At 35.4% G+C, this 20,759-nt stretch carries 16 protein-coding genes; 5 read left to right on the top strand and 11 right to left on the bottom strand.

Features of this window, described 5'->3' with window-relative positions; genetic code table 11:
• The 5 genes from ACKI2W_RS05605 to ACKI2W_RS05625 form a co-directional block, all read right to left on the bottom strand.
• Positions 1 to 1,089, bottom strand: a 1,089-nt coding sequence (locus tag ACKI2W_RS05605) for a Coenzyme F420 hydrogenase/dehydrogenase, beta subunit C-terminal domain (protein WP_407380080.1), incomplete at its 3' end; no start/stop codon positions are given.
• Between the two features lie 17 nt (positions 1,090 to 1,106).
• Positions 1,107 to 3,272 carry a formate dehydrogenase subunit alpha gene (gene fdhF, locus ACKI2W_RS05610; RefSeq protein WP_407380082.1) on the bottom strand — a complete coding sequence of 722 codons (2,166 nt, stop codon included), beginning with the start codon at positions 3,270 to 3,272 and terminating at the stop codon, positions 1,107 to 1,109.
• An 80-nt stretch (positions 3,273 to 3,352) separates the two neighbouring features.
• A complete protein-coding gene (locus ACKI2W_RS05615; protein WP_407380084.1) occupies positions 3,353 to 4,144 on the bottom strand; it encodes a formate/nitrite transporter family protein in 792 nt (263 codons plus the stop codon).
• Between the two features lie 404 nt (positions 4,145 to 4,548).
• The gene (locus tag ACKI2W_RS05620; protein ID WP_407380086.1) at positions 4,549 to 4,848 is read right to left on the bottom strand and encodes a DUF2149 domain-containing protein; all 300 of its coding nucleotides are present in this window, start codon (positions 4,846 to 4,848) and stop codon (positions 4,549 to 4,551) included.
• A gap of 5 nt (positions 4,849 to 4,853) precedes the next feature.
• Positions 4,854 to 5,498: a MotA/TolQ/ExbB proton channel family protein gene (locus ACKI2W_RS05625; protein WP_407380088.1), complete on the bottom strand. Its 645-nt coding sequence runs from the start codon at positions 5,496 to 5,498 to the stop codon at positions 4,854 to 4,856.
• Positions 5,499 to 5,636: 138 nt separating this feature from the next.
• Here ACKI2W_RS05625 and ACKI2W_RS05630 point away from each other — a divergent pair, with 138 nt between their 5' ends.
• Positions 5,637 to 5,852, top strand: a complete 216-nt coding sequence (locus ACKI2W_RS05630; RefSeq protein ID WP_407380090.1) for a hypothetical protein — start codon at positions 5,637 to 5,639, stop codon at positions 5,850 to 5,852.
• Between the two features lie 387 nt (positions 5,853 to 6,239).
• On the opposite strand, the gene ACKI2W_RS05635 is transcribed toward ACKI2W_RS05630, so the two are convergent.
• Entirely contained in the window at positions 6,240 to 8,114 is a 1,875-nt protein-coding gene (locus tag ACKI2W_RS05635; protein WP_407380092.1) for a nitrous oxide reductase family maturation protein NosD, read from the bottom strand.
• Positions 8,115 to 8,506: 392 nt separating this feature from the next.
• On the opposite strand from ACKI2W_RS05635, the gene ACKI2W_RS05640 reads away from it, so the two are divergent.
• Both ACKI2W_RS05640 and ACKI2W_RS05645 read left to right on the top strand, forming a co-directional pair.
• On the top strand, positions 8,507 to 10,732 hold the full coding sequence (locus ACKI2W_RS05640) for an Ig-like domain repeat protein (RefSeq protein ID WP_407380094.1): 2,226 nt from the start codon (positions 8,507 to 8,509) through the stop codon (positions 10,730 to 10,732).
• Positions 10,733 to 10,939: 207 nt separating this feature from the next.
• Positions 10,940 to 14,722, top strand: a complete 3,783-nt coding sequence (locus ACKI2W_RS05645) for a nitrous oxide reductase family maturation protein NosD (RefSeq protein WP_407380096.1) — start codon at positions 10,940 to 10,942, stop codon at positions 14,720 to 14,722.
• Between the two features lie 37 nt (positions 14,723 to 14,759).
• Here ACKI2W_RS05645 and ACKI2W_RS05650 read toward each other — a convergent pair whose 3' ends face one another.
• The 4 genes from ACKI2W_RS05650 to ACKI2W_RS05665 are packed head-to-tail and all read right to left on the bottom strand — an operon-like array spanning position 14,760 to position 18,240.
• Positions 14,760 to 15,329 (bottom strand): FmdE family protein, encoded by a 570-nt coding sequence (locus tag ACKI2W_RS05650; protein ID WP_407380098.1) that lies wholly within the window; start codon positions 15,327 to 15,329, stop codon positions 14,760 to 14,762.
• Positions 15,329 to 16,120, bottom strand: a complete 792-nt coding sequence (locus ACKI2W_RS05655; RefSeq protein ID WP_407380100.1) for an ABC transporter ATP-binding protein — start codon at positions 16,118 to 16,120, stop codon at positions 15,329 to 15,331. Before ACKI2W_RS05655 ends, ACKI2W_RS05650 begins: the two co-directional genes overlap by 1 nt.
• The gene (locus tag ACKI2W_RS05660) at positions 16,111 to 17,124 is read right to left on the bottom strand and encodes a FecCD family ABC transporter permease (RefSeq protein WP_407380102.1); all 1,014 of its coding nucleotides are present in this window, start codon (positions 17,122 to 17,124) and stop codon (positions 16,111 to 16,113) included. Before ACKI2W_RS05660 ends, ACKI2W_RS05655 begins: the two co-directional genes overlap by 10 nt.
• Before the next feature lie 9 nt (positions 17,125 to 17,133).
• Positions 17,134 to 18,240 carry an ABC transporter substrate-binding protein gene (locus tag ACKI2W_RS05665; protein WP_407380110.1) on the bottom strand — a complete coding sequence of 369 codons (1,107 nt, stop codon included), beginning with the start codon at positions 18,238 to 18,240 and terminating at the stop codon, positions 17,134 to 17,136.
• A 118-nt stretch (positions 18,241 to 18,358) separates the two neighbouring features.
• Here ACKI2W_RS05665 and fdhD point away from each other — a divergent pair, with 118 nt between their 5' ends.
• On the top strand, positions 18,359 to 19,108 hold the full coding sequence (fdhD, locus tag ACKI2W_RS05670) for a formate dehydrogenase accessory sulfurtransferase FdhD (protein ID WP_407380104.1): 750 nt from the start codon (positions 18,359 to 18,361) through the stop codon (positions 19,106 to 19,108).
• A 1-nt stretch (position 19,109) separates the two neighbouring features.
• On the opposite strand, the gene hxlB is transcribed toward fdhD, so the two are convergent.
• Positions 19,110 to 19,700 carry a 6-phospho-3-hexuloisomerase gene (gene hxlB, locus ACKI2W_RS05675; RefSeq protein ID WP_407380106.1) on the bottom strand — a complete coding sequence of 197 codons (591 nt, stop codon included), beginning with the start codon at positions 19,698 to 19,700 and terminating at the stop codon, positions 19,110 to 19,112.
• 57 nt (positions 19,701 to 19,757) lie between these two features.
• On the opposite strand from hxlB, the gene ACKI2W_RS05680 reads away from it, so the two are divergent.
• Positions 19,758 to 20,627 (top strand): LysR family transcriptional regulator, encoded by an 870-nt coding sequence (locus ACKI2W_RS05680; protein ID WP_407380108.1) that lies wholly within the window; start codon positions 19,758 to 19,760, stop codon positions 20,625 to 20,627.
• Positions 20,628 to 20,759 lie beyond the last annotated feature (132 nt).

Below are 20,759 nucleotides of genomic sequence, written 5' to 3' on the forward strand. Positions count from 1 at the left end.
TACTGGAATTTCACAAGGACAGACATCACTACATTGACCACAGTTGGTACATGCATCAACCATGTGAACCATACGGGTTAAGTGGAAGAATGGTGCTGCAGGAGTGTATCCACCAGGTACCCATTCAGGACCTTCAGCTTCGAGACAGCAGTCTTCACAGAAACATAAAGGACATGCTTCACGGCAACCGTAACATTTCATACATTTGGAGAACTCTTCATCGTACATGTGGAATACATCAATGATGTCTCCGGTGGTACCAGCATAGTCAACTTCTTTCTTAGCGTTGGAAGCTTTGAGCATGAAGTTGTTAATGTTTTCTCTGATTTTGATACCTTTTTCGATTGGTTCAGCAACTTCAATTAAACCTGCGTCAATAACATCAGCTAAGATTTCGGATCCTTTGTCAGTGAAAACTTCTACGAAAGTAGCTTTACCAGGTAATTCACCGATAACTCCCCAGTTACCTAATGCTAAATCAGCATTGGATGGGATTTTTAAGTTACATCTTTGACAGTTTTCTCTTCTACCCATGCCATCTTCTTCTAAGTCTTCGATACCGAAGCCTTTTTCTTCACCGTCAGCGGTTTCCATGATGAGTTTACCTTTAGAGATTTCTTCTTTAACAACATCTTTAGGGTCTAATTCATAAACATCTCTGATCATGTTCATGGTTGGTACAGGTGGTAATGTACCTCCACAGTTTACACCAATCATGATGATATTGTCGCCTATGATTTTTCCTCTTTTGATTAATTCTCTAATGGTCATTGCATCACATGGTTTACATGAGACTGCAACTTTCATGTCTCTGCATCCGCCTAAGTATTTGTAAACGAATTTAGCTAAGTTTAAAGTACCGCAGTGAATGGAACCAGCGGTTTTGATAACGTCTTCAGGTTCGGTTACTAAGCATGGTACTGCATCATATAAATCATGACCTTCTTCTACACCAACAACAGCATCAACAGCTCCACTTTCTAATAAGTGTTTCATGATAGTAGTTACAACTCCACCATATTCTCCTTTGGATTTGATGTCGTCATTAGCAGAGTAAGCATAATACATTTTTTCAATATTTGCGCTCATTTAAATCTACTCCCTATTTATTTTCCTACTTGTACAGTGGTAGTTGACATATCTTCAGCTTTTACTTCAGTATCAGTACCATATTTGTAAAGTTCGTTTTTGATTTCGACTTTTTCATCGAATTTTTCAACTTCAATAGCACAAGCTTTTAATTCAACCATTTTAGATTTAGGATCGAAAGAATCGGAATTGGTTAATACGTTAGCAGCACATTCTGCAAAGTGCATAGGAATGTTTACAATACCTTCTCTGATATCATCAGTTACACGTGCAGGAATAGCGATTTCTCCTCTTCTGGAGAATGCTCTTACTACTTCACCGTTAATAATTCCTCTTGCTTCAGCATCTTTAGTGTTGATTTCAATAAATCCAGTTTTAACTTCGTTAGATAATGTTTCACATCTTCTGGTCATTGCAGCGTGATAGTGGAACAAGATTCTAGTAGTAGTTAATAATAATGGATATTCATCGTCGACAGTTTCAACTGGTCCTTTGTGTTCTAATGCTTGGAAGACACCTAAACCATCAGGGTGTGCAAATTTCTCTTTGTGCATTAATGGTTGACATGGGTCGTCTTCGGATGGGCAAGGCCAGTGAAGTGCTTCAGGAGTGTCTAATCTTTCACGGTTCATACCAGCCATGATAGGAGCACATTCTCTGATTTCGTTGAAGATATCTTCAGAAGTTTCGTAGTGGAATAATTCTCTTGGAACTCCCATTCTAACTGCGATTTCTTCCATAATTTTCCAATCTAACCATGCGCCTTCAGGTGGTTCTTGAGCTTTGTGTAAGCATTGTACTCTTCTTTCACCACTGGTGAATGTACCTTCCTGTTCACCCCAACCTGCTGCTGGTAAAACAACGTCAGCACATTGTGCGGTGTCAGTTAAGAAACATTCTTGTACAATTAACATGTCTAAGTTAGCGAGAGCTGCTTTAGTGTGTGCAACGTCTGCATCGGATAATACAGGGTCTTCACCGTGGATGTATAATACTTTTAAGTCACCAGCGTGAGCAGCATTCATCATTTCAACTAAAGTTAAACCTGGTTTGGTAGGTAAGTTAACTTCGTATCCGTATCCGCTGTAGTAGTCATTGAACCATGCAGTAGTTTCTTCGTCTGCAACTTTTCTGTATCCTACGTAATCGGAAGGTAATGCACCCATATCACAAGCACCTTGTACGTTGTTTTGTCCTCTTAATGGGTTTACACCAGTACCTTGTCTACCGATGTTACCGGTTAACATTGCGAGGTTTGCAGTGGACATAACGTTGTCTGCTCCGTGGGAGTGTTCAGTAATACCTAATGAGTATACGATAGCAGCTTTGTCAGCAGATGCGTATTCAATAGCTAAGTGTTCAATTACTTCAGGTTTGATTCCGGTAATTTCAGAAGCCATTTCTAAGTCGTATTTTTGAACAACTTCTTTCATTTCTTCGTAACCTTTGGTTCTGTTTGCAATGAATTCGTCATCTTGTAAGTCATTGTCGATGATAACTTTAATCATTGCGTTCATTAAAGCTACGTCAGTACCGGTTTCAAATTGTACGTATTCATCTGCAATTTTAGCGGTAGGAGTAAATCTTGGGTCTAATACAACTAATTTAGCACCGTTTTGTTTAGCCTGAATCAGTTTACGACCGAACAATGGGTGTGCTTCCATGTTGTTAGAACCGATACAGAAAATGTAGTCTGCTTCTTTAATACTGTCGAAACCGTTGGTCATAGCACCTGAACCGAAAGTGGTAGCTAAACCAGCTACGGTAGGACCGTGACAGATACGTGCACAGTGGTCTACATTTTGAGTTCCACAAGCTACTCTTGCTAATTTTTGAGTAATGTAAATGTTTTCGTTTGGTGAACGAGCACATGCGTAGAATCCAACTTTGTTTGGATCTTCATCAGATACTTCTTTGAGTTTGTTAGCGACTAAGTCTAATGCTTCATCCCAAGAAGCTTCTCTGAATTCACCATTTTCTTTAATTAATGGTGTAGTTAATCTGTCTTCTCTGTTAATGAATTGGTATCCAAAGTTACCTTTTGGACATACTTTACCTTCATTTACAGGGTGTCTTTTGTAAGGTTCTACCCCGATAATTTTTCCATCTTTGACTACAAAGTTGATACCACAACCGGTACCACAGTATGGACAAATAGATGGGACATATTTTATCTCAACCATTTTATAATCTCCAAAATTTTATTAATGTATAATAAAAATTTTTTAAGAAGCAAAAATTGCTTCTTAAACAAAATTCACACTTAGTCTTTAAGATAAGTGTACCAATATATACAAGCTACGAAAATAGCTCCTCCAACAATGTTTCCTAAAGTTACAGGAATTAAGTTGTTTACAATAATAGTGGTCCAGTTTACACCTTCAGCACCTAAGAACATACCTAATGGTATGAAGAACATGTTTGCAACACTGTGCTCAAATCCGATGGTAACGAAAGCCATGATTGGGAACCAGATACCAAAGATTTTACCGATGATATCGTCAGATGCGTTAGCTAACCATACAGCTAAACATACTAACCAGTTACAACCGATTGCTCTAATAAATGCTTGATCCCATGCCAATCCTACTTTTGCAGTAGCAACACCAGTTGCTTTTGCTGCAAATACGGAATCTGCAGGGAAAAGACCGCCCATGTAAGCGAGTACAAATGCAACGAATAATGCACCGACAAAGTTGAATACCCAACTTAATACCCAGTTTTTAGCGAGACCGCCAACAGATGCGGAACCGTCTAATACACCGAGAGTCATAAACATTACGTTTCCGGTGAATAATTCAGATCCTGCAAGTACTACAATAATCAAACCTACAGGGAACACTGCACCAAATACAAATTTTTCTAAACCAGCAGGTGCGCCTGCGCCTGCCATTCCTGCACTAGCGATTACGGCTAGTAATCCTCCGAATGCGATATATGCTCCTGCTAAGAAGGAGAGTAAAATCACATTTACAATATTTGCTGAGTTTTTTGCTCCAGCTGTTCCAGATATTGCTTTAGCAGTATCTACTGGACTTTTAAAAGATGAACTCATATTCTCAACCTCTTTTTATCCCCTTATAAATTAATTTATATAACATAATACATATTTTAATCCGCCAAAAGATTAATCCGTGTATTATGATATTATATATAGTAAACATATAATAAAAAGGCTTTGTTATTTGAGCCTAAAAGAAATACTTAAATAGTATTAAGTAAATAAATAAAAAGTTAATGATAAATCATTACAGAATTTCATTCATATCGGTACTTTTTTCTGATTTTTAGGAATACATAAATAAAAATTATTAGATTAATTTAAATTAATATAATCCAAATTAAAACAAAATATAAAATATAAAAAATCTTTGAATTTAAAAAATTAAACGAATATAAGATTATAATAATAACCAGTTTATTCGTTTAATATAAAACATTCACATCAATGCGAATATTTTAACCCGAAACCATTACAAGTTCGCCTGTAGCCGGGTCTTCATACACCTTTCCTACCTCATTGAATCCGCTGTCCTCAATTCCGCTTGCATCAGAATAGGTTTGGTTGAATGTTTCTGCTGTAGAGACATCCTGAGTATTAGGGGAATCTGAAATCAAATCTGGGTTTGCGGACAATGCCATAATAGCAAAAATCAGAAATCCTAAAGCCAAAACAAGCATTGCATCGGAAAGATTGCTGATTCCAGACATCGGATCATCATCTATTGAATCACTCATTCTGCGTTTTTTCCTAAGCATATCACTCACTTCTGATTGTTAATAGATTCCAATTCGACTTCCGCCAAAGTTTCAACATTAATCAAGTCTGATTCATACCATTGTTTTCTGAATTTGGATACCAAATAACCAATACCACCAACAGCAAGACCTGTTACAGTCGTGTCAAAAGCAATCGTTAATGATTCGGCAAGTGTGGTAATATCGCCGCTGCCCAATGCCGCAAGGCCAGGACCCAAAGGAATCAGAGTTCCCAAAAGACCTAAAATAGGACCTAATCTTACAAGAATGTCTGTTTTATTGGTGCTTTTAATTAATCTGGTCTCTTCAGATGAAATTAATTCACTGGCCAAAGCCTTTCTAGCATTAATACCAATATCATGATTATCTGCTATTTTTAAAAGAACTTCCTTTTGCCAATCAAATAAATTACTGCCGTTTACTTTCTCTCCTATTTCTGCCGGAGTTTTTGAAAATGAAATGTCCCTGACCAACTTTTCAAAATCCTGTGATTTGATAGGATTTCTTGAGAAATATTCATTTATTATACCTCCAAGACATAAAATGGCTAAAACAACAAAGATCACCAATATAATAACAACTGGAGTCAGCAGACTTTCAGATATTATATGAATCAATGAAGTCAATGTTTCAGTACCTTGAATTATCATAAACTACCTCAAATTTTTCTATCATTCAAATATAAGCCAATAATTAAAATGACGACGATTGCAATTATAACATAGATTAGCTGGTAGGTTGGAGTTAGAATTAGAAATGATGAAAACATTTCATAATCCAGCTGCATAATGGAAACATTAGTTAAGGCAAACAGGAAAATCAGAATTCCCTCCAAAGACATGTATTCCCCAACAATTGCATTATACGGACGTTTGGCATACATAAGCAATTTGGATGACTGGAATGCAACTATCATTATAATTATTGAAATAAATGTTAACAACAAACTGTCAAATACGGAAGACTCACTTAATTGGGAAGCTAATAAAAAGGAAGAGATATAATATAATGCAATGGTCAGATAAAATGAAAGCTCTGACTTATTCAACTTCAAGTATAATATTATTATAATAAATATCATTATCGAAATTGCTAAAAAAATGTAAGTCAGATAATCCAACAGATTAACTGTTAACAGGTCAGACAAACTAACAACAATAATAAATAAAATACCTAACACTATAAATATCAAAGTACTTTTTACATCATTAAATTTAAAATTAGCTGAAAAAAGACCAATATTAGCTGAAAATAATATTGTAATTATTAATAAATACCCAAAAATTAAATCTAACATATTTATAGTCCATAAATTGTTTTACAACTAAATATATAACAATATAAATATATAAACATATCGTATTTTAAAAAAAGAAAAATAAAATGAACAGTTATTGTCCATTTCTCTTGTTTAACATGTATTTGACATCATCTCTATAATATAATCCGATTACAAGAATAATAAGTAATAAAATGAAGCCCATTCCGGCAATTCTGACAACTTCTTCATCAATATTCAAAGCTTTTGCAATAGAGTCTGTCGGATTGGAAATCTGTTTAGATACAGACTGTGATTCACTGGCACTTAAAACCGCCTGAGAAGCTGACTGACTAGGAGAACTTTGAGAAGAAACATCTTCAATTGGATTGGAACTGTCCACATTGGATACGCTTTGACCCTGAGGGGATCCTGAATTAGGATTTGAACTGGTTCCGTTTCCTTCAATTTTCTCTGACTGGGAATCGGTTCCATTGGATGATTCAGAATCTGATGAGTCAGGATTTGTAGGATTTGGTGAAACATCCGGAACAATAGGAGTAACCGGAGCTGGAGGAACATAATTATCCAACTGATACTGATAATTGTTATTGGTTTCATAATAATCAAACATGACATTTCCGTCATCGTTTGAAATGGCCATTGTGGCCTTACCGTCAACCAAAGTAACACTTTGCCAGTTTTTTCCTCCATTATATGAAACCCTCAACATGGAATTGGTTTTTATTCCATTCACACTTACGGACAGAGTGTTTCCATCAATCTGTTCAACATTCAAATGGTATTTCCTGAACTTGATTTTTTCGCATACCCCATTGAATCTGGAATTGTCCGAAGCAATCCAATTGGTGTTGAGGTCTATTTTCATGTAAATGCTGTCTCTGCCCAGAATATTGAATTCTCTGTTGTAGACAATAGAATTGTTTGCTATGTTAAGGACTCCGGTTTCATTGCTTTTGCGATAATTTGCACCGAAATATATTCCGTTCTCATTATTTCTTTGGATTGTATTGAGTTCAACATTTAAATCCTCATCCCCAACCATGTCAATGAATATGCCGTTTTCATTTTTTTCAAGGGTGTTGTATGACATGTTAGTGCGAGATCCGGATTTTGCAAAGCTGACCGCATCGTTGGAGGATTTTGATATGTAATTTGAAAAGATTTGAGTATCCACAACATTCTCATCGAAATAGATTCCATTGTAATTATCCAATAATGTGTTATATGATATATTTGTATTGGCTGAATCTTTAAGATAGATTCCATCATTTCTTGAATTTGAAATGCGGTTGTTTAAAATCACTGCACTCTGCGCATTTACAACATCAATTCCATCCTTATTGTTAATAATATCATTGTCTGAAATTTTCACATTGTTCGCATTATCTACTAAAATGCCTGCGGAGCCTGAAGATATTACGAAACCTGATATATTGACATTATCTGATTTGACTTTGATTACTGGAGATTTAGAATTTCCTTTAAAAACTGATTTTACAATACTGACAATGTTTAATGACTTGTTTACAGTTAATGAAACATCACTGTATTCACTTCCTGCAAAAATCAGTGTATCGCCAGAATTTGCACCATCAATAATTTTTTGGATATCGCTACCTCCCAGATTATCCTTAATCAGCGTTCCAAAATCGTGTGAAACAAGAATCATATTATTATTAATTATTTGCTGATTATCCTGATTTTTAAATGTTGTAGAAATCGGATATATTCCGTCATTCAGATTTATATTTAAAAATGCCATACCGTTAACGTCAGTAATTCGAGTATAATTTATCCCGTTAACACAGAATGTTACTGTCTGGTTATTTAAAGGAGTGTTGTTGGATGATATGAGGGTTGCATTATATACCAGATTATCCCCGAGCAGATCAGCATCGGATGTGTCCAATATGACCTCAGAAATATCAGTGCCATTCTCATTTGCACTGACAGCATTAACAGAAATAAAAACTATTAATATCAAACCTAAAAGCACCTTTTTATTCAGATTGTCACCTCCTTTAAATTAATTGATTATGGTTTAAAGTTTATGGATATAACTATATAAATAATTCGTAGGGTTTTTTAGAAAGACACAATGAATATAAAATCGATTATAACATTAATAAATTTCGATTAAAAAAATTAATAAAATCACTTTATTTTATAAAAATATTTAAAAAAAATAAAAAAAATCATAATTTAATAAATCATAATTTAAATTCAAAAGTTAATTTTTATCGAATGATAACAATGTTTATATAGGTTTTAAATAAAGAGATATTATTACTAATAATTATTAATGAATGCAAAAATAATTTTACACATTATTTTTATTAGTTTTATTCAATTAAAATAATAGGAGAAATAAATAATATGAAGCTTAATAATAAGATTTTAGCATTATTAATTGTCTTCATAGCAATTGTATCCGTATCTGCAGTATCTGCAGAGGATATAGCTGCTGATGATGCAATAGCTGCTGCTGATGATGCAGTAGTTATTGAAGCAAGTAATGATGCAGATGATGTATTGGCTGCTACTCATGACATACCAGCTAATGCTACAGTCTCAGACATTCAAGCAATAATTGCAAATACGACTGCTGGAGACACACTTAACTTTGCAGAAAATGCTACATATGACTTTGGAAACTTATCCAAACCTATAGCAATTGAACATACCCTTATCCTACAAGGTAATGGTGCAACAGTTAAAGGATGGCAAGGATTCCTATTCCAAGCTGATGAAGAAAGTGTTGCCGGATCTCAAGTATACAACTTTAACTTCGAAGTATTCCAACCTGTCCTTTGGAACGGACGTGCATTAGACTTCCAAGGTGGTAAAGATTACATAATCGAAGGATGTACTTTCAAAAACGGTAACTCTGGAATTTACATCAGAAGACCTGCTGGAAATGTAACAATCCAAAACAACTACTTCTTTGCTGATGACGGCGCAACCAATCAAAGTACCATAAAAGGAGACTTCTCAAAACAGGAAACCGGTTCAAAAGCAATAAACCTCATGGGTGGATCAGGTATTGTCGTTATAAACAACACCTTTGAAGGAGATTATCTTGATGCTGTTTCAATCGCATCCGGTGCTGCTAATGTAGAAATATATAACTGTACTATGACTGATGTATGGTATGGTGTTTACTACGGTGGAGGAATTACCAACATTACAATGCAAGGCAACAAATTCGATAATTCAAAAGCATTTGCATTGGGTATCATTAAAGCTGCAGGAAACTCCGATATTTACGAAAATGAATTCACCACAGAAGCAGGAAAATCTGCAATATATGTAGAAGAAGGTAACACTGCTCACGGTGCACCAAGTAACATTGAAACCATCTTAATCCACGATAACACCTTCTACGGTGAAGGTTCAACCGCTGTTTCAAGTTCAAGTAAAGGTGGTATGATTACCCCTAAAGGTGCATTTGAAGTTGTTGACAATGCATATGAAACCGGTATTACCGTATTTGCATTTACCGATAACAACACCTACACTTTCAAAACAAGTAATTTAATTGTAGAAGAAAACAATGTTACAATCGACAGGAACATTCCTTTCACCTATGTAAACATTACCGTAACTGAGGAAGAAGTATCAATTGAATTGAATGAAGATGCAACCGGTTACTTATTAGTTGAAGTTGACGGAATTACATCATATGCTCCTATTGAAAACGGACAAGCTACTGTAGAGTTACCTGAATTAGAACCTGGTGACTATACTGTTGAAGTTACCTATACAGGTGACAGAAAATATGGTGCAGCTACCGCTAGTGAAAACATTACCGTTGAAGGACCTGAAGAAACTATCCTTTCTGAAGACTTAACCAAAATAGAAAAAGCTTCTGACAGATTTGTTGCTACTTTCCTTGACGAAGAAGGTAATTTATTAACTAATGCTACCGTAACCTTTGAAATCAATGGTGGAAAATATAACAGAACCACAAATGCAAACGGTTCCGCTTCAATCCCAGTAACCTTAATTGCTGGTGACTACGTCGTAACTATAACTAACCCAGTTACTGGTGAAGTTAAAACCAATGACGTTACTGTATTATCCAGATTTGATGAAGATTCCGATCTCGTAAAATATTACCGCAACGAATCACAATACATATTAAAAGTATTGGATGATGAAGGTAATCCTGCTGCTGAAAACGAAACAGTTACATTCAACATCAACGGTGTAGAATATCAAAGAAAAGTCAATGCATCAGGATATGTAAAAATGAACATTAACTTACAACCAGGTAAATACATTATTACCGCTAGCTACAAAGGATGTGAACTTGCTCACAATGTCACCGTTCTTCCAGTATTAACTGCTACCGACTTAACTAAAAAGTATGGTGAAGCAGGTGCATTTGAAGCAAAATTAGTTGATGGTCAAGGTAATCCTTACGCAAATCAAACCGTTGGATTCAACATCAACGGTGTATTCTACAACAGAACCACCGATGCTAACGGTATTGCAAGATTAAACATTAACTTAATCCCTGGTGAATACATTATTACCTCATCTTACGAAAGTGCTTTAACTTCCAATAAGGTAATTGTATACCAAGGTGGAAAGCAATAACATTACCAATCCGTTTAGCTTTAACTTCCAATAAGGTAATTATAAACGCTTAGGTAAGAGAAGTTTTAAATAACTTCTCACTTTTTTATTTTTTTAGAAAAACCATTTTTTAATACATAATAGCTGATATTTTTAAAATAGAATATTTTTTATAATATGAAAGGTCATACATATCAATCGTTATAAATATAACTAGAGGTTGAATGTATGAAATATAAAAAGACATTATTAATTTTTATAAGCATATTCATTTTATTATCATTTTCTTCAGCTGTAATGGCAGATGACAACCTTACAGCTGCTGGAAATACAATAATCGTAGACGGTTCTTCTACAAATCAAATGAACGAACCGACTATACAAACAGCGATAAACAATGCTAGTGCTGGAGACACAATCCAAATAACCGGTGCTGAGTATGAACATTGTCATATTGTAGTAGACAAGCCACTTACAATCATAAGTGATGTTGAAACAAAAATGAGTACCTGTCCTTCAAACATTAAAGGATCAGACGGTGTTGGAATATTTTACTTTACTGAAAACGCATCAGGCTCAGTGCTCTCAGGATTTACTTTTTCAAATGATGCTGCCAAAAGGGGAAGCGTTGATCCATATGCAATATACATAAATGGCGCAAGCAACATAGAAATAACAAACTGTAAGATTACAGAAGTGAGTGAGGGATCGGGTATCTACATAATTAACGGATCCGATATCGACATAAATCAGGTTTCAGTTAGAAAATCAATTAAAGGAATATATGTTAGTGACAGTAAAAACATGAACATTACCCAATCAGTTATTCAGCGAAACAGTGAAGCCGGAATCTACTTTGGCGAAAATGTTGAAGCTACAAATATCGTCAACAATACAATATATCTGAATAACTGGAAAGGAATCTATTACAAATCCTGCGTAAACAGCAACATCACCAGCAACAACATTACTGCAAACAGGGACAACAGTGTTCAGTCAAGGGCAACGGAAGGTGCCGGAATATTTGTAGATTCCCCGATTGAATCACTGAAAGTTAAAGGAAACAACATCTTCCAAAACGGTAACTACGGTTTATATAACACTTATCTGGCCGTTCCTACATTAATCAATGAAAAGGTTGAAGAAATTGACCAGAACTTCTTTAACAGACATCTGACAAGAGCAGTATTCACCCAACAGACCGCTCAGGGCGGAACCGGAATAATTTATGTTGAAAGCAATTTCTTTGCATATGAACAGCTATGTCCAAGTACCTATTATGAAGTAGGACTTCTCAAAGACGGCACGAGGGATTTGGTGTTCAGCGAAATCAAGGAAGTCTCACCGGGAATATATAACGTATCCCTTGTCAGAAAAGACACTGGTGACATAGCCGAATATCTGAATACAATCGACCTGACATTTTTCCTAAATAAGGCCACAACAAGAGCAGGTATTGAAACAAACGACCAGGCAAAAGTCATTAGAGTTGTTAACGGAACTGGAACAGTTGATTTTACTGATGCAAGATACAAATCCAAAGGAAACAACATTACCGTAATAAGTCCTGGATATGGTGCAATTGATGTTAAATCAACAGCAGACAGACTGTGTGCAGTTTATAACGTTCCAGATTCAAACATTCCAAACGGAACCGTAATTATTGAAACTGAACTGATTGGAGACGACTTAACTAAATACTGTGGTTCAGCCACACCATATGAAGTCACATTAATGGACAGTGACGGAAATTATCTTTCCAATCAGAAATTAAGCCTGAATTTAAACGGAATGAACTATACAAGGACTACAAACGAAAACGGAACAGCTAAAATCGACATAAACTTCAACCCTGGAGAATATCCTATTACAGTCACATTTAACGGAACCGATGATTATCCTTCCTCAACATTAAGCAATACGATTACAATACTCTCAACAGTTGATGGTTCTGATTTGACCAAAATGTACAGGAATGCGACACAATACCTAGCAACATTTTGTGACAGTGAAGGAAATGTCCTCAAAAACCAAATGATAACATTCAATATCAATGGAGTGTTCTACAACAGGACAACAAATGAAAACGGAACCGCCAAACTAAACATCAACCTGGCACAAAACACTTACGTGATTACGGCTTATAACCCTATAACCGGAGAGCAAAAATCAAACAATATAACTGTTTTACCTACAATTACTGAAAACAAGGATCTGGTAAAATATTATAGAAATGCCTCACAATACATCGTCAAAATTCTTGACAATCATGGAAATGCATTGGCAAACGTGGATGCCAACTTCAACATCAACGGAGTATTCTATACAAGAACAACAAACTCAAGCGGATATGCAAAGCTAAACATTAACCTGAATCCTGGAACTTACATAATCACTGTAAATTACAACGGATGTCTTGTATCCAACAACATTACAGTATTATCCATACTTACAGCACAGGATCTCGTTAAAGAGTATGATATCCTTGAACAGTTCAAAGTTACCCTAGTTGACGGGGAAGGCAAACCTGCAGACGGAGAAATCATTACATTCAACATCAATGGAGTATTTTACGAAAGAACAACGAACAGCTCAGGAATTGCAGGTTTAAATATCAGGTTGCAGCCTGGAAAATACATAATAACCTCTAGTTATAACGGAGCAGCTATTGCAAATACAGTTGAAGTTTTAGAAACTTTAACTGTTGCTCCTAATTTATCAAACAGTGAAATACAAAGCATTATTAATTCCGTAAGCGACAAAAAAGCTATCAGATTTTTAGGTAGTGAATATTCAGACATATACCTAAATATAGACAAATCCATTTTGCTTAATGGAAATAACGCCATATTAAACGGTAAACAGGACAGTGCAGTCATTACAATTAACGCAGATGATGTGATTGTTAAAAACACTGAAATTAATGCACTTGATGGATTTGGAATTGTAATAAACAATGTTAAAAATACAGACATTGAAAATAATGTAATCAACAACAAAGCAACTAAAAGTAATATTGACATCTACAATTCTAGTGAAGCCTTGCTTAAAGGAAATGCTATTGATGTTTCAGGACTTGAAAGCAAAATTATCAACAATACAATAAGCAACTTCAGGAATGGAATTTACCTTAAAAATGCAGATACAACAACGATAAAAGAAAATACAATATTCAGAAACAACTTCGGAGTGGAATTCGACGAAAACGTTGCAAATACTGAAATTTCAAACAACAACATTTCAAAACAGCTTGGCTGGATTACATTTGACATGATAGAAGGTCCGTATGGTTATGGAATAAGCGTAAGGCACTCAGGAAACAATATTGCAATATTAAACAACCTGATTAATGAAAACTATATGGGAATATTTTTGGATTCAGCAAATTCATCCGGAATTGTAATCAGAAACAATGAAATAAGGGACAGCGTAATTGAAGGTTTTACAGCCAATGAAAATTATACGCCTGCAGCAGGAGCAACATTGATTGTGGAAAACAATGCGCTATACAACAATGCAAAAGGCCCAAGCCAAATAATCTTAGGTGAAGTAAGTGCAAATCCTGCAGGAATTTACGGTCCGGGCGAATGGGATGACGATTTAAAATTGGTGTTAGGCCCAAACTGGTATGGAACAACCCTATACACAAAATGGTCTGAAGACAATCCCGGTCCTGGAACAATATGTCCTAGAATCAAAACGACACTGATTGTCTGTGAATTAAAAAGCATTGGAAACGGAAAATACAATGTTAGCTTCGTAAACGGCGGGAAAATAGCAAGTGAACTTCCTGATTTCACATACCACTTTACATTAAATGCATTCAGTGACTTACAGCAAGAAGTAATAGCTAATGTTCATGATGGTCTGGCTACAATTGAATTCAACAAGGAAAACTTCAATTCAACTGCTAACCTGATAGAAGGATCTTCAGGTTCCCTATTTGACAGCGAAAGACCGTTTAGTGTAACATACACATATAACGTTCCTGATTCCGAAATTCCAAAATAGAAAAAAATTGAGATAGTAATTAATTTACTATCTTTTCTTATTCTTCAATTAATTCGTAATATGCACCTTCAACACAAGGTTTACATACAGGTTTACCGTCCACAACCAAATGACGACCATCAGTTACTTTATCACCACAGACTGAACAGATTTCAGTAGTGTGAGGTTTACCGGGCATTTGTGCTTCGGTTAATTCAACCTTAACTTTTTGAACTGTGAATAATTCTTCCGGAGGGGTAATCTTGAATCTTTCAATCATTTCGTCACGGGTTTCTTTTTTCTTGTCTTTTCTGTTTGCATCAGCATCAACGATTCTTAAAGCTTCACCGGTGTCCATGTTATAAAAAGTTGCTGCAAATTTTCCATAGTAAGCCTGTTTAAGAGAACGTTTACCCATGGAACATTTTGTAACTGCCTGAACTGCATCTGCCATACATCTGTCAATTTCCAAAATGACAATCAGGTTTTTATGACGGGTGTTCAACTCCATACCCATTAATTCCAAACCGTACATTGCCAATTTGGTTCCAATAGCTATTCCGCCGCAAATCTCTCCGTGGAATTCTCCTGCCATTTTCAATTGTTCTTCATAATCTTTTTGATTCATTAAATATCACCTAATTTTAAATTTGTTTTTAAAGGAACACAAACTTTCCTATTATCATCAATATTAATTAACTTTACATCTATTGAATAAGCCTTTCTTAAGTTCTCTTCGGTTACAACATCATCTGGTTTTCCGAAGTCAATGAAAGATTTATCCTTCATTATAGCCACTTTAGTGGAGCTTAAAAATGCATGATCTGGAAAATGTGATGACATTATTATGGACAAACCGGATTTTGCCAGATTATCAATGATTTCGAGAAGCTTGATTTGATTACCAAAATCCAGATGGGATGTCGGCTCATCTAATATCAGAATGTCAGGCTGCTGGCATAATATTCTTGCCAGAAATACCAGCTGTCTTTCACCGCCGCTTAAATTGGTATACTCCTTATCTTTCAGATCTTCTATTCCCAAAGTCTTTAAGGCATTTAAAGCAATTTCCTCATCCTCTTTTTTAGGAGTTTCTGTCAGATTCAGATATGGTGCCCTTCCCATCAGCACTACATCAAAAACCGAAAACGGAAATGTCGGAACATGAGATTGCGGAATGTAGCCGATATGTCTTGATATCTGGGCAAATGACAAATCCTTTATGTTTTTGCCTTCAATCAGTATTTCACCTGAGTCAATGTCATGAATTCTGTTGAGACATTTGATTAATGTTGTCTTGCCCGTTCCATTGGGCCCGAGTATACATAAAACATCACCCTTATCTATTGAAAAACTGATGTCTTCAAATATCAACTCATCCTCATAGGAAAATGAAATGTTTCTAACGTCTAGGACCATTCTGAGTACCCCCTTCTAAGCAAATAGAGAAATATTGGAACACCGATTATGGCTGTCAATATTCCAATAGGTATTTCAATAGCTATGACAACACGAGAGATATTGTCAATCAGCAATAAAAAGCTTGCTCCCAAGCTTAATGAGGCAGGAAGCAGAATCTTATTGTCCGGCCCGACAATCATCCTTGCCATATGAGGAATAATCATTCCAATCCATCCAATAATACCGCTGATGGAAACCGCCGCTGAAGTTAGTAATGTACATGCTGCAATGATTATCAGCCTTACCCTTGAAGGATTCAATCCCAATGACTGTGCCTCTTCATCACCCATTGCCAGAATGTTCATTTGCCACCTTAGCAGGTAGAGAACTAAAAATCCTATGAACAGCGGAATGATAATCATGATAATCTCATCCATAGTAACGGAAGCCAAACTTCCCATTAACCAGTATACAATTTCCGGAAGCTTATCTTCAGGGTCTGCTATGAATTTGATTGCGGAAATCAAGGAATTGAAAAATGCCGAAATTGCAACACCTGACAATACCAGAATCAATATTCCTCCGGCCTTGTATGCCTTTGATATCAGATATGTTATGGAAACGGATATGATTCCGAAAATAAAGGCAAAAATCTGAATAATGACGCTTGACCCGCTGAGCAGAATAGCCAATGCCGCACCAAATCCTGCACCGTTGGACACGCCCAAAAGGTCTGATGAAACCAGTGGGTTTTTAAATATTCCCTGAAAAGCTGTTCCTGCCATTGCAAGTGAAGCCCCAACCAATAAAGCGGCCAATATTCTTGGAAGCCTGATTTGCCATACAATTGTACTTACTGTTGATGAAACATATAATTGCGGAATGATTGGAGATAATACAGTCTTTACAACATCAACTGGACTGATTGGATATCTTCCCATTAAAAAAGATGCGAAAAAAAGAATTATAGGTAAAAATACTAAAAGTACAATACTTATAATTTCTTTATTTTCTTTATTCATGTAATCATCCTACAAATTTGACTCTTTAAGTCCTGAACCCAATAATATTTCTTTAGCCTGGTCATCTGACAAATCGTAATGATAAAAGTTTGAATAGAACTCCTTGGTAGCATCCATTAAGTTAATATCAGAATACTGATCAGGATATATTACTTTGGCAGTCCATGGAACACCTATAATCATGTTTGCACCAACAGGCCTGTCAAACCATTTGAATGGAGACTGAGGAGACAGATAAACTTCATGATTTTTGACTGCATTGATGCTGGCCCAGTTTGAATCATTGTAAACGTTTGCATAGAAATCAGGATCTGTTGTGATGATAACATCAGGATTCCAGCTGATGACCTGTTCTATTGAAACCTGAACACCAGTAGTGGTATTTCCCTGATTTAGTGAATTGGCAACATTTTCCCCGCCGACAAGATCAATCAATTGGCCATGAGTTGAACCTGAAGGATAGGTTTTTAGTCCGTCATTGTCAACTGCATAATAAACAGTCTTTTTATCGCCGTTGGATAATTTGGAAGCTTTATCCTGAACTTCATTTAAATATTTATCATTGAAATCAACCAACTTTTGAGCATTATCCGTTGCACCGATAACGTCACCAATAAATGAAATTGAAGCATCAACCTTATCAACGCTTGTAGTATCATTAACTGCAACAACAGGTATTTTGCCGAATTTTGTTTGTCTTTCATTAACCGTTGACAGATCTCCGTCCCCGCCTTCATCAATGGACTCTATGACAATGTCCGGTTCGGATGCGATGAACTCTTCATAACTGCCGTCCTGAGTTCCATACCAGCCGCCAATGTTAGGCAATCCACGATACTGTGATGGAACATACTCAAGTTCCTCATCGGTCCACTGGAAATTTAGAGCAGTCAATTTATCCGGAGCAATCATATAAATGACAGTAGACATTGGAGGTGATGTTGCAACCACTTTATTGAGTGACTGTGGTATTTCAACAGTCCTTCCAATCATATCCGTAATGTTTTTAGCTCCTGAATTTTCAACAGTAGAAGGAGTTAAAAATATATGAGTAGCAATCCCCAATACAATTAAAAGAGCTAAAATTAAGATAATAATTTTACTTTTCTTTTCCATAACAACCACATTATAACCTTTGATATGAATATCTATTCTTAACATATTAAATAATTTACTAAAATAGGAAAAAGTAAGAAAAAAGAAAAATAAATAAGATAATATAGGGGATAATAAAATGAAAATCGAAGAAATTGATGCAATACACTATAAAAACAACAAAGCACAGGAAGTAAAGGAAAATGTTGTTCAGGACGAAACAATTACATTAACTATTAACGATGACATTAGCCGCAGCTTATCTGCAATCGAAGACTCATTGGAAGAATTCGCTGTCGGATACATGTTCAATGAAAATATGGTTGATTCAATGGATGCGATTAAAGAAATTAAAATTGAAGGAAATCAGATATATGCTGAAATTGATGATACGCTGCTTAAAACGAATGAAACCGTGCTGTGTTCAGATTCCGCAGGAGGATGGAGAAGCAAAATTAAAAATGTGAAACGTGTTGAATCAGATTTTCAGGTTTCAGTCCATGAGCTGATTGACAGGATTGAGGAGCTTAAAGACAATGCTGAAATCTGGCAGGCAACCGGCGGGACACATGTTGCAGGAATCGTATATGACGGACAGTTTGTTGTAAAGGAAGACGTTAGCCGCCATGTTGCAGTTGACAAGGTAATAGGATACGGACTACTCCATGATTTTGATTTATCTAACTCTTATGTCATTTACAGTGGAAGAATGCCTGCGGATATGGTTATCAAAATGACCCGTGTCGGAGTTCCAATTTTAGCATCCAACGCCGCTCCTGCAAATTCAGGTTATAATATTGCAAAAAAAGGTAATGTTACGCTAGTCGGATTTTTACGCGGTGAAAGGTGTAATATATATAATAATCAAAATAGAGTAATTTTTGACTAAATTACTCTAAAACAGTATGTCTTGCTTTTAAATCGCTTTCGGTCTGATGCATTTTTTCCATAAGTTCAGAAACAATTGCATCCAAAAACACAAGTGTTGTCAATTCGAAAGCAGTTCCCAATGGAGTTAAGGAAGTATAGTTTCCATGAATTTGACGTTTCATATAATTTTCGTCATCAACTTCTTTTTTTGTTCTTCCTTTAACCAAAAGACAGCAGTCGGCCAATTGACCTAAAGTTGATTCAGGATAGGAAGTAACAGCTAAAACTTTTGAACCTCTGTTTTTAGCTATTCTTGCAGCAGAAACAATTGTGTTTGTTTCACCGGATCCTGAAATGGCCACGATACAATCATCCTCATAAATAGCTGGAGAGATGGTTTCTCCTACAACATAGGCACTTACTCCCAAATGCATCAATCTCATTGCGAATGCTTTTGCAGCGAGTCCTGACCTTCCGGCACCGGTTACAAAAACATTTTTTGATTCAATGATTATATCTTCAAACTTATCTATGTCATCAGCATCCAAAAATTCTTCAGCACTTACAATATTACCAATAATAGCTTTAATTGAGCTTTTCATTAATTCCATTATATCATTCCTAAAAACACTAGATAAATATATGTAAAAAACTTTAATATATAATTAATGAAACTTGAAAGCAAAGGATTGATTAGCTTAGAGATAAATGGTGAAATCTATGGTTATAAATTATACCAAAGTTTGGAATCACTGAACAGAACCAATTCACAGAGAAAATCTGCCAAAGAACTGAATATCTCACATACTGTTTTTAACAGAAGAATATTGAAAGCTGAAGAGCAATTGGGATTTAAATTAACTGAAAAAAAAGGCAACGGCAGCGGCCTGACAACAGACGGGCAAAGGCTTCTTGAAGAATACAGAAAATACCTGATTCAGATAGCTGAACCTGACAATATAAATATTGCGGGAGGACATATCAGTTCCGGACTTTTGGAAAGCATTGACTTGCCTTTCAATATTAATGTATACAGCAGCAACGACAATGACGCATTCAAGCTTGCAAAAAGAGGAGTTGTTGATTTATTGACATTGGATGATCCTTTAATTGCTTATGAAAGAGACATTAACTTCATACCTATTGCATACGATTATCTTGTTTTGATTTCAAGCCCTGATTGTCCTGAAATTAAAGAAATAAAAGATTTGGATAATCTTGACTTTGTTAAAGTAGACGGTTCCGCCCAAAGGCTCGCATGGAATACTCTTGAGCATTATAACCTTGATTACACCGTAAAACATAAGGTCAACTCGCAATTTGATGCTTTTAAATTAGTTAGAAATTCTGAAAATTTATATAGTTTCTTAAATGCCAGTTATTTTAATGGAAATAAAATATTAAAACTAGATACAAGACATGTTATTAGTTTAGTTAAAGTTAACGATCAAGATTCTAAAACTGATGAATTAATAAATTATTTATTGACAAAAGCGCAAAAAGACATTAAAAATCAGGGTTTTATACCTATGGATTAAAACTTGTCAGATGCTCTCACCAACATTATTTATACTTCAAAAACAAAATGTATATTACACCTCATTTCTTAAGTTGTGAAATCTTATACATATCACAATAAGAGTTTTACAATAATTAAATTTATAAATAAA

The organism is Methanobrevibacter sp. (assembly GCF_045603845.1).
Lineage (GTDB): Archaea > Methanobacteriota > Methanobacteria > Methanobacteriales > Methanobacteriaceae > Methanocatella.

Excerpts from the sequence above, each read along its gene's own strand:
- fdhF (WP_407380082.1), bottom strand. The coding sequence starts at position 3,272 with ATGGTTGAGATAAAATATGTCCCATCTATTTGTCCATACTGTGGTACC.
- ACKI2W_RS05615 (WP_407380084.1), bottom strand. The coding sequence starts at position 4,144 with ATGAGTTCATCTTTTAAAAGTCCAGTAGATACTGCTAAAGCAATATCT.
- ACKI2W_RS05620 (WP_407380086.1), bottom strand. The coding sequence starts at position 4,848 with ATGCTTAGGAAAAAACGCAGAATGAGTGATTCAATAGATGATGATCCG.
- ACKI2W_RS05625 (WP_407380088.1), bottom strand. The coding sequence starts at position 5,498 with ATGATAATTCAAGGTACTGAAACATTGACTTCATTGATTCATATAATA.
- ACKI2W_RS05630 (WP_407380090.1), top strand. The coding sequence starts at position 5,637 with ATGGAAACATTAGTTAAGGCAAACAGGAAAATCAGAATTCCCTCCAAA.
- ACKI2W_RS05640 (WP_407380094.1), top strand. The coding sequence starts at position 8,507 with ATGAAGCTTAATAATAAGATTTTAGCATTATTAATTGTCTTCATAGCA.
- ACKI2W_RS05645 (WP_407380096.1), top strand. The coding sequence starts at position 10,940 with ATGAAATATAAAAAGACATTATTAATTTTTATAAGCATATTCATTTTA.
- ACKI2W_RS05650 (WP_407380098.1), bottom strand. The coding sequence starts at position 15,329 with ATGAATCAAAAAGATTATGAAGAACAATTGAAAATGGCAGGAGAATTC.
- ACKI2W_RS05655 (WP_407380100.1), bottom strand. The coding sequence starts at position 16,120 with ATGGTCCTAGACGTTAGAAACATTTCATTTTCCTATGAGGATGAGTTG.
- ACKI2W_RS05660 (WP_407380102.1), bottom strand. The coding sequence starts at position 17,124 with ATGAATAAAGAAAATAAAGAAATTATAAGTATTGTACTTTTAGTATTT.
- ACKI2W_RS05665 (WP_407380110.1), bottom strand. The coding sequence starts at position 18,240 with ATGGAAAAGAAAAGTAAAATTATTATCTTAATTTTAGCTCTTTTAATT.
- fdhD (WP_407380104.1), top strand. The coding sequence starts at position 18,359 with ATGAAAATCGAAGAAATTGATGCAATACACTATAAAAACAACAAAGCA.
- hxlB (WP_407380106.1), bottom strand. The coding sequence starts at position 19,700 with ATGGAATTAATGAAAAGCTCAATTAAAGCTATTATTGGTAATATTGTA.
- ACKI2W_RS05680 (WP_407380108.1), top strand. The coding sequence starts at position 19,758 with ATGAAACTTGAAAGCAAAGGATTGATTAGCTTAGAGATAAATGGTGAA.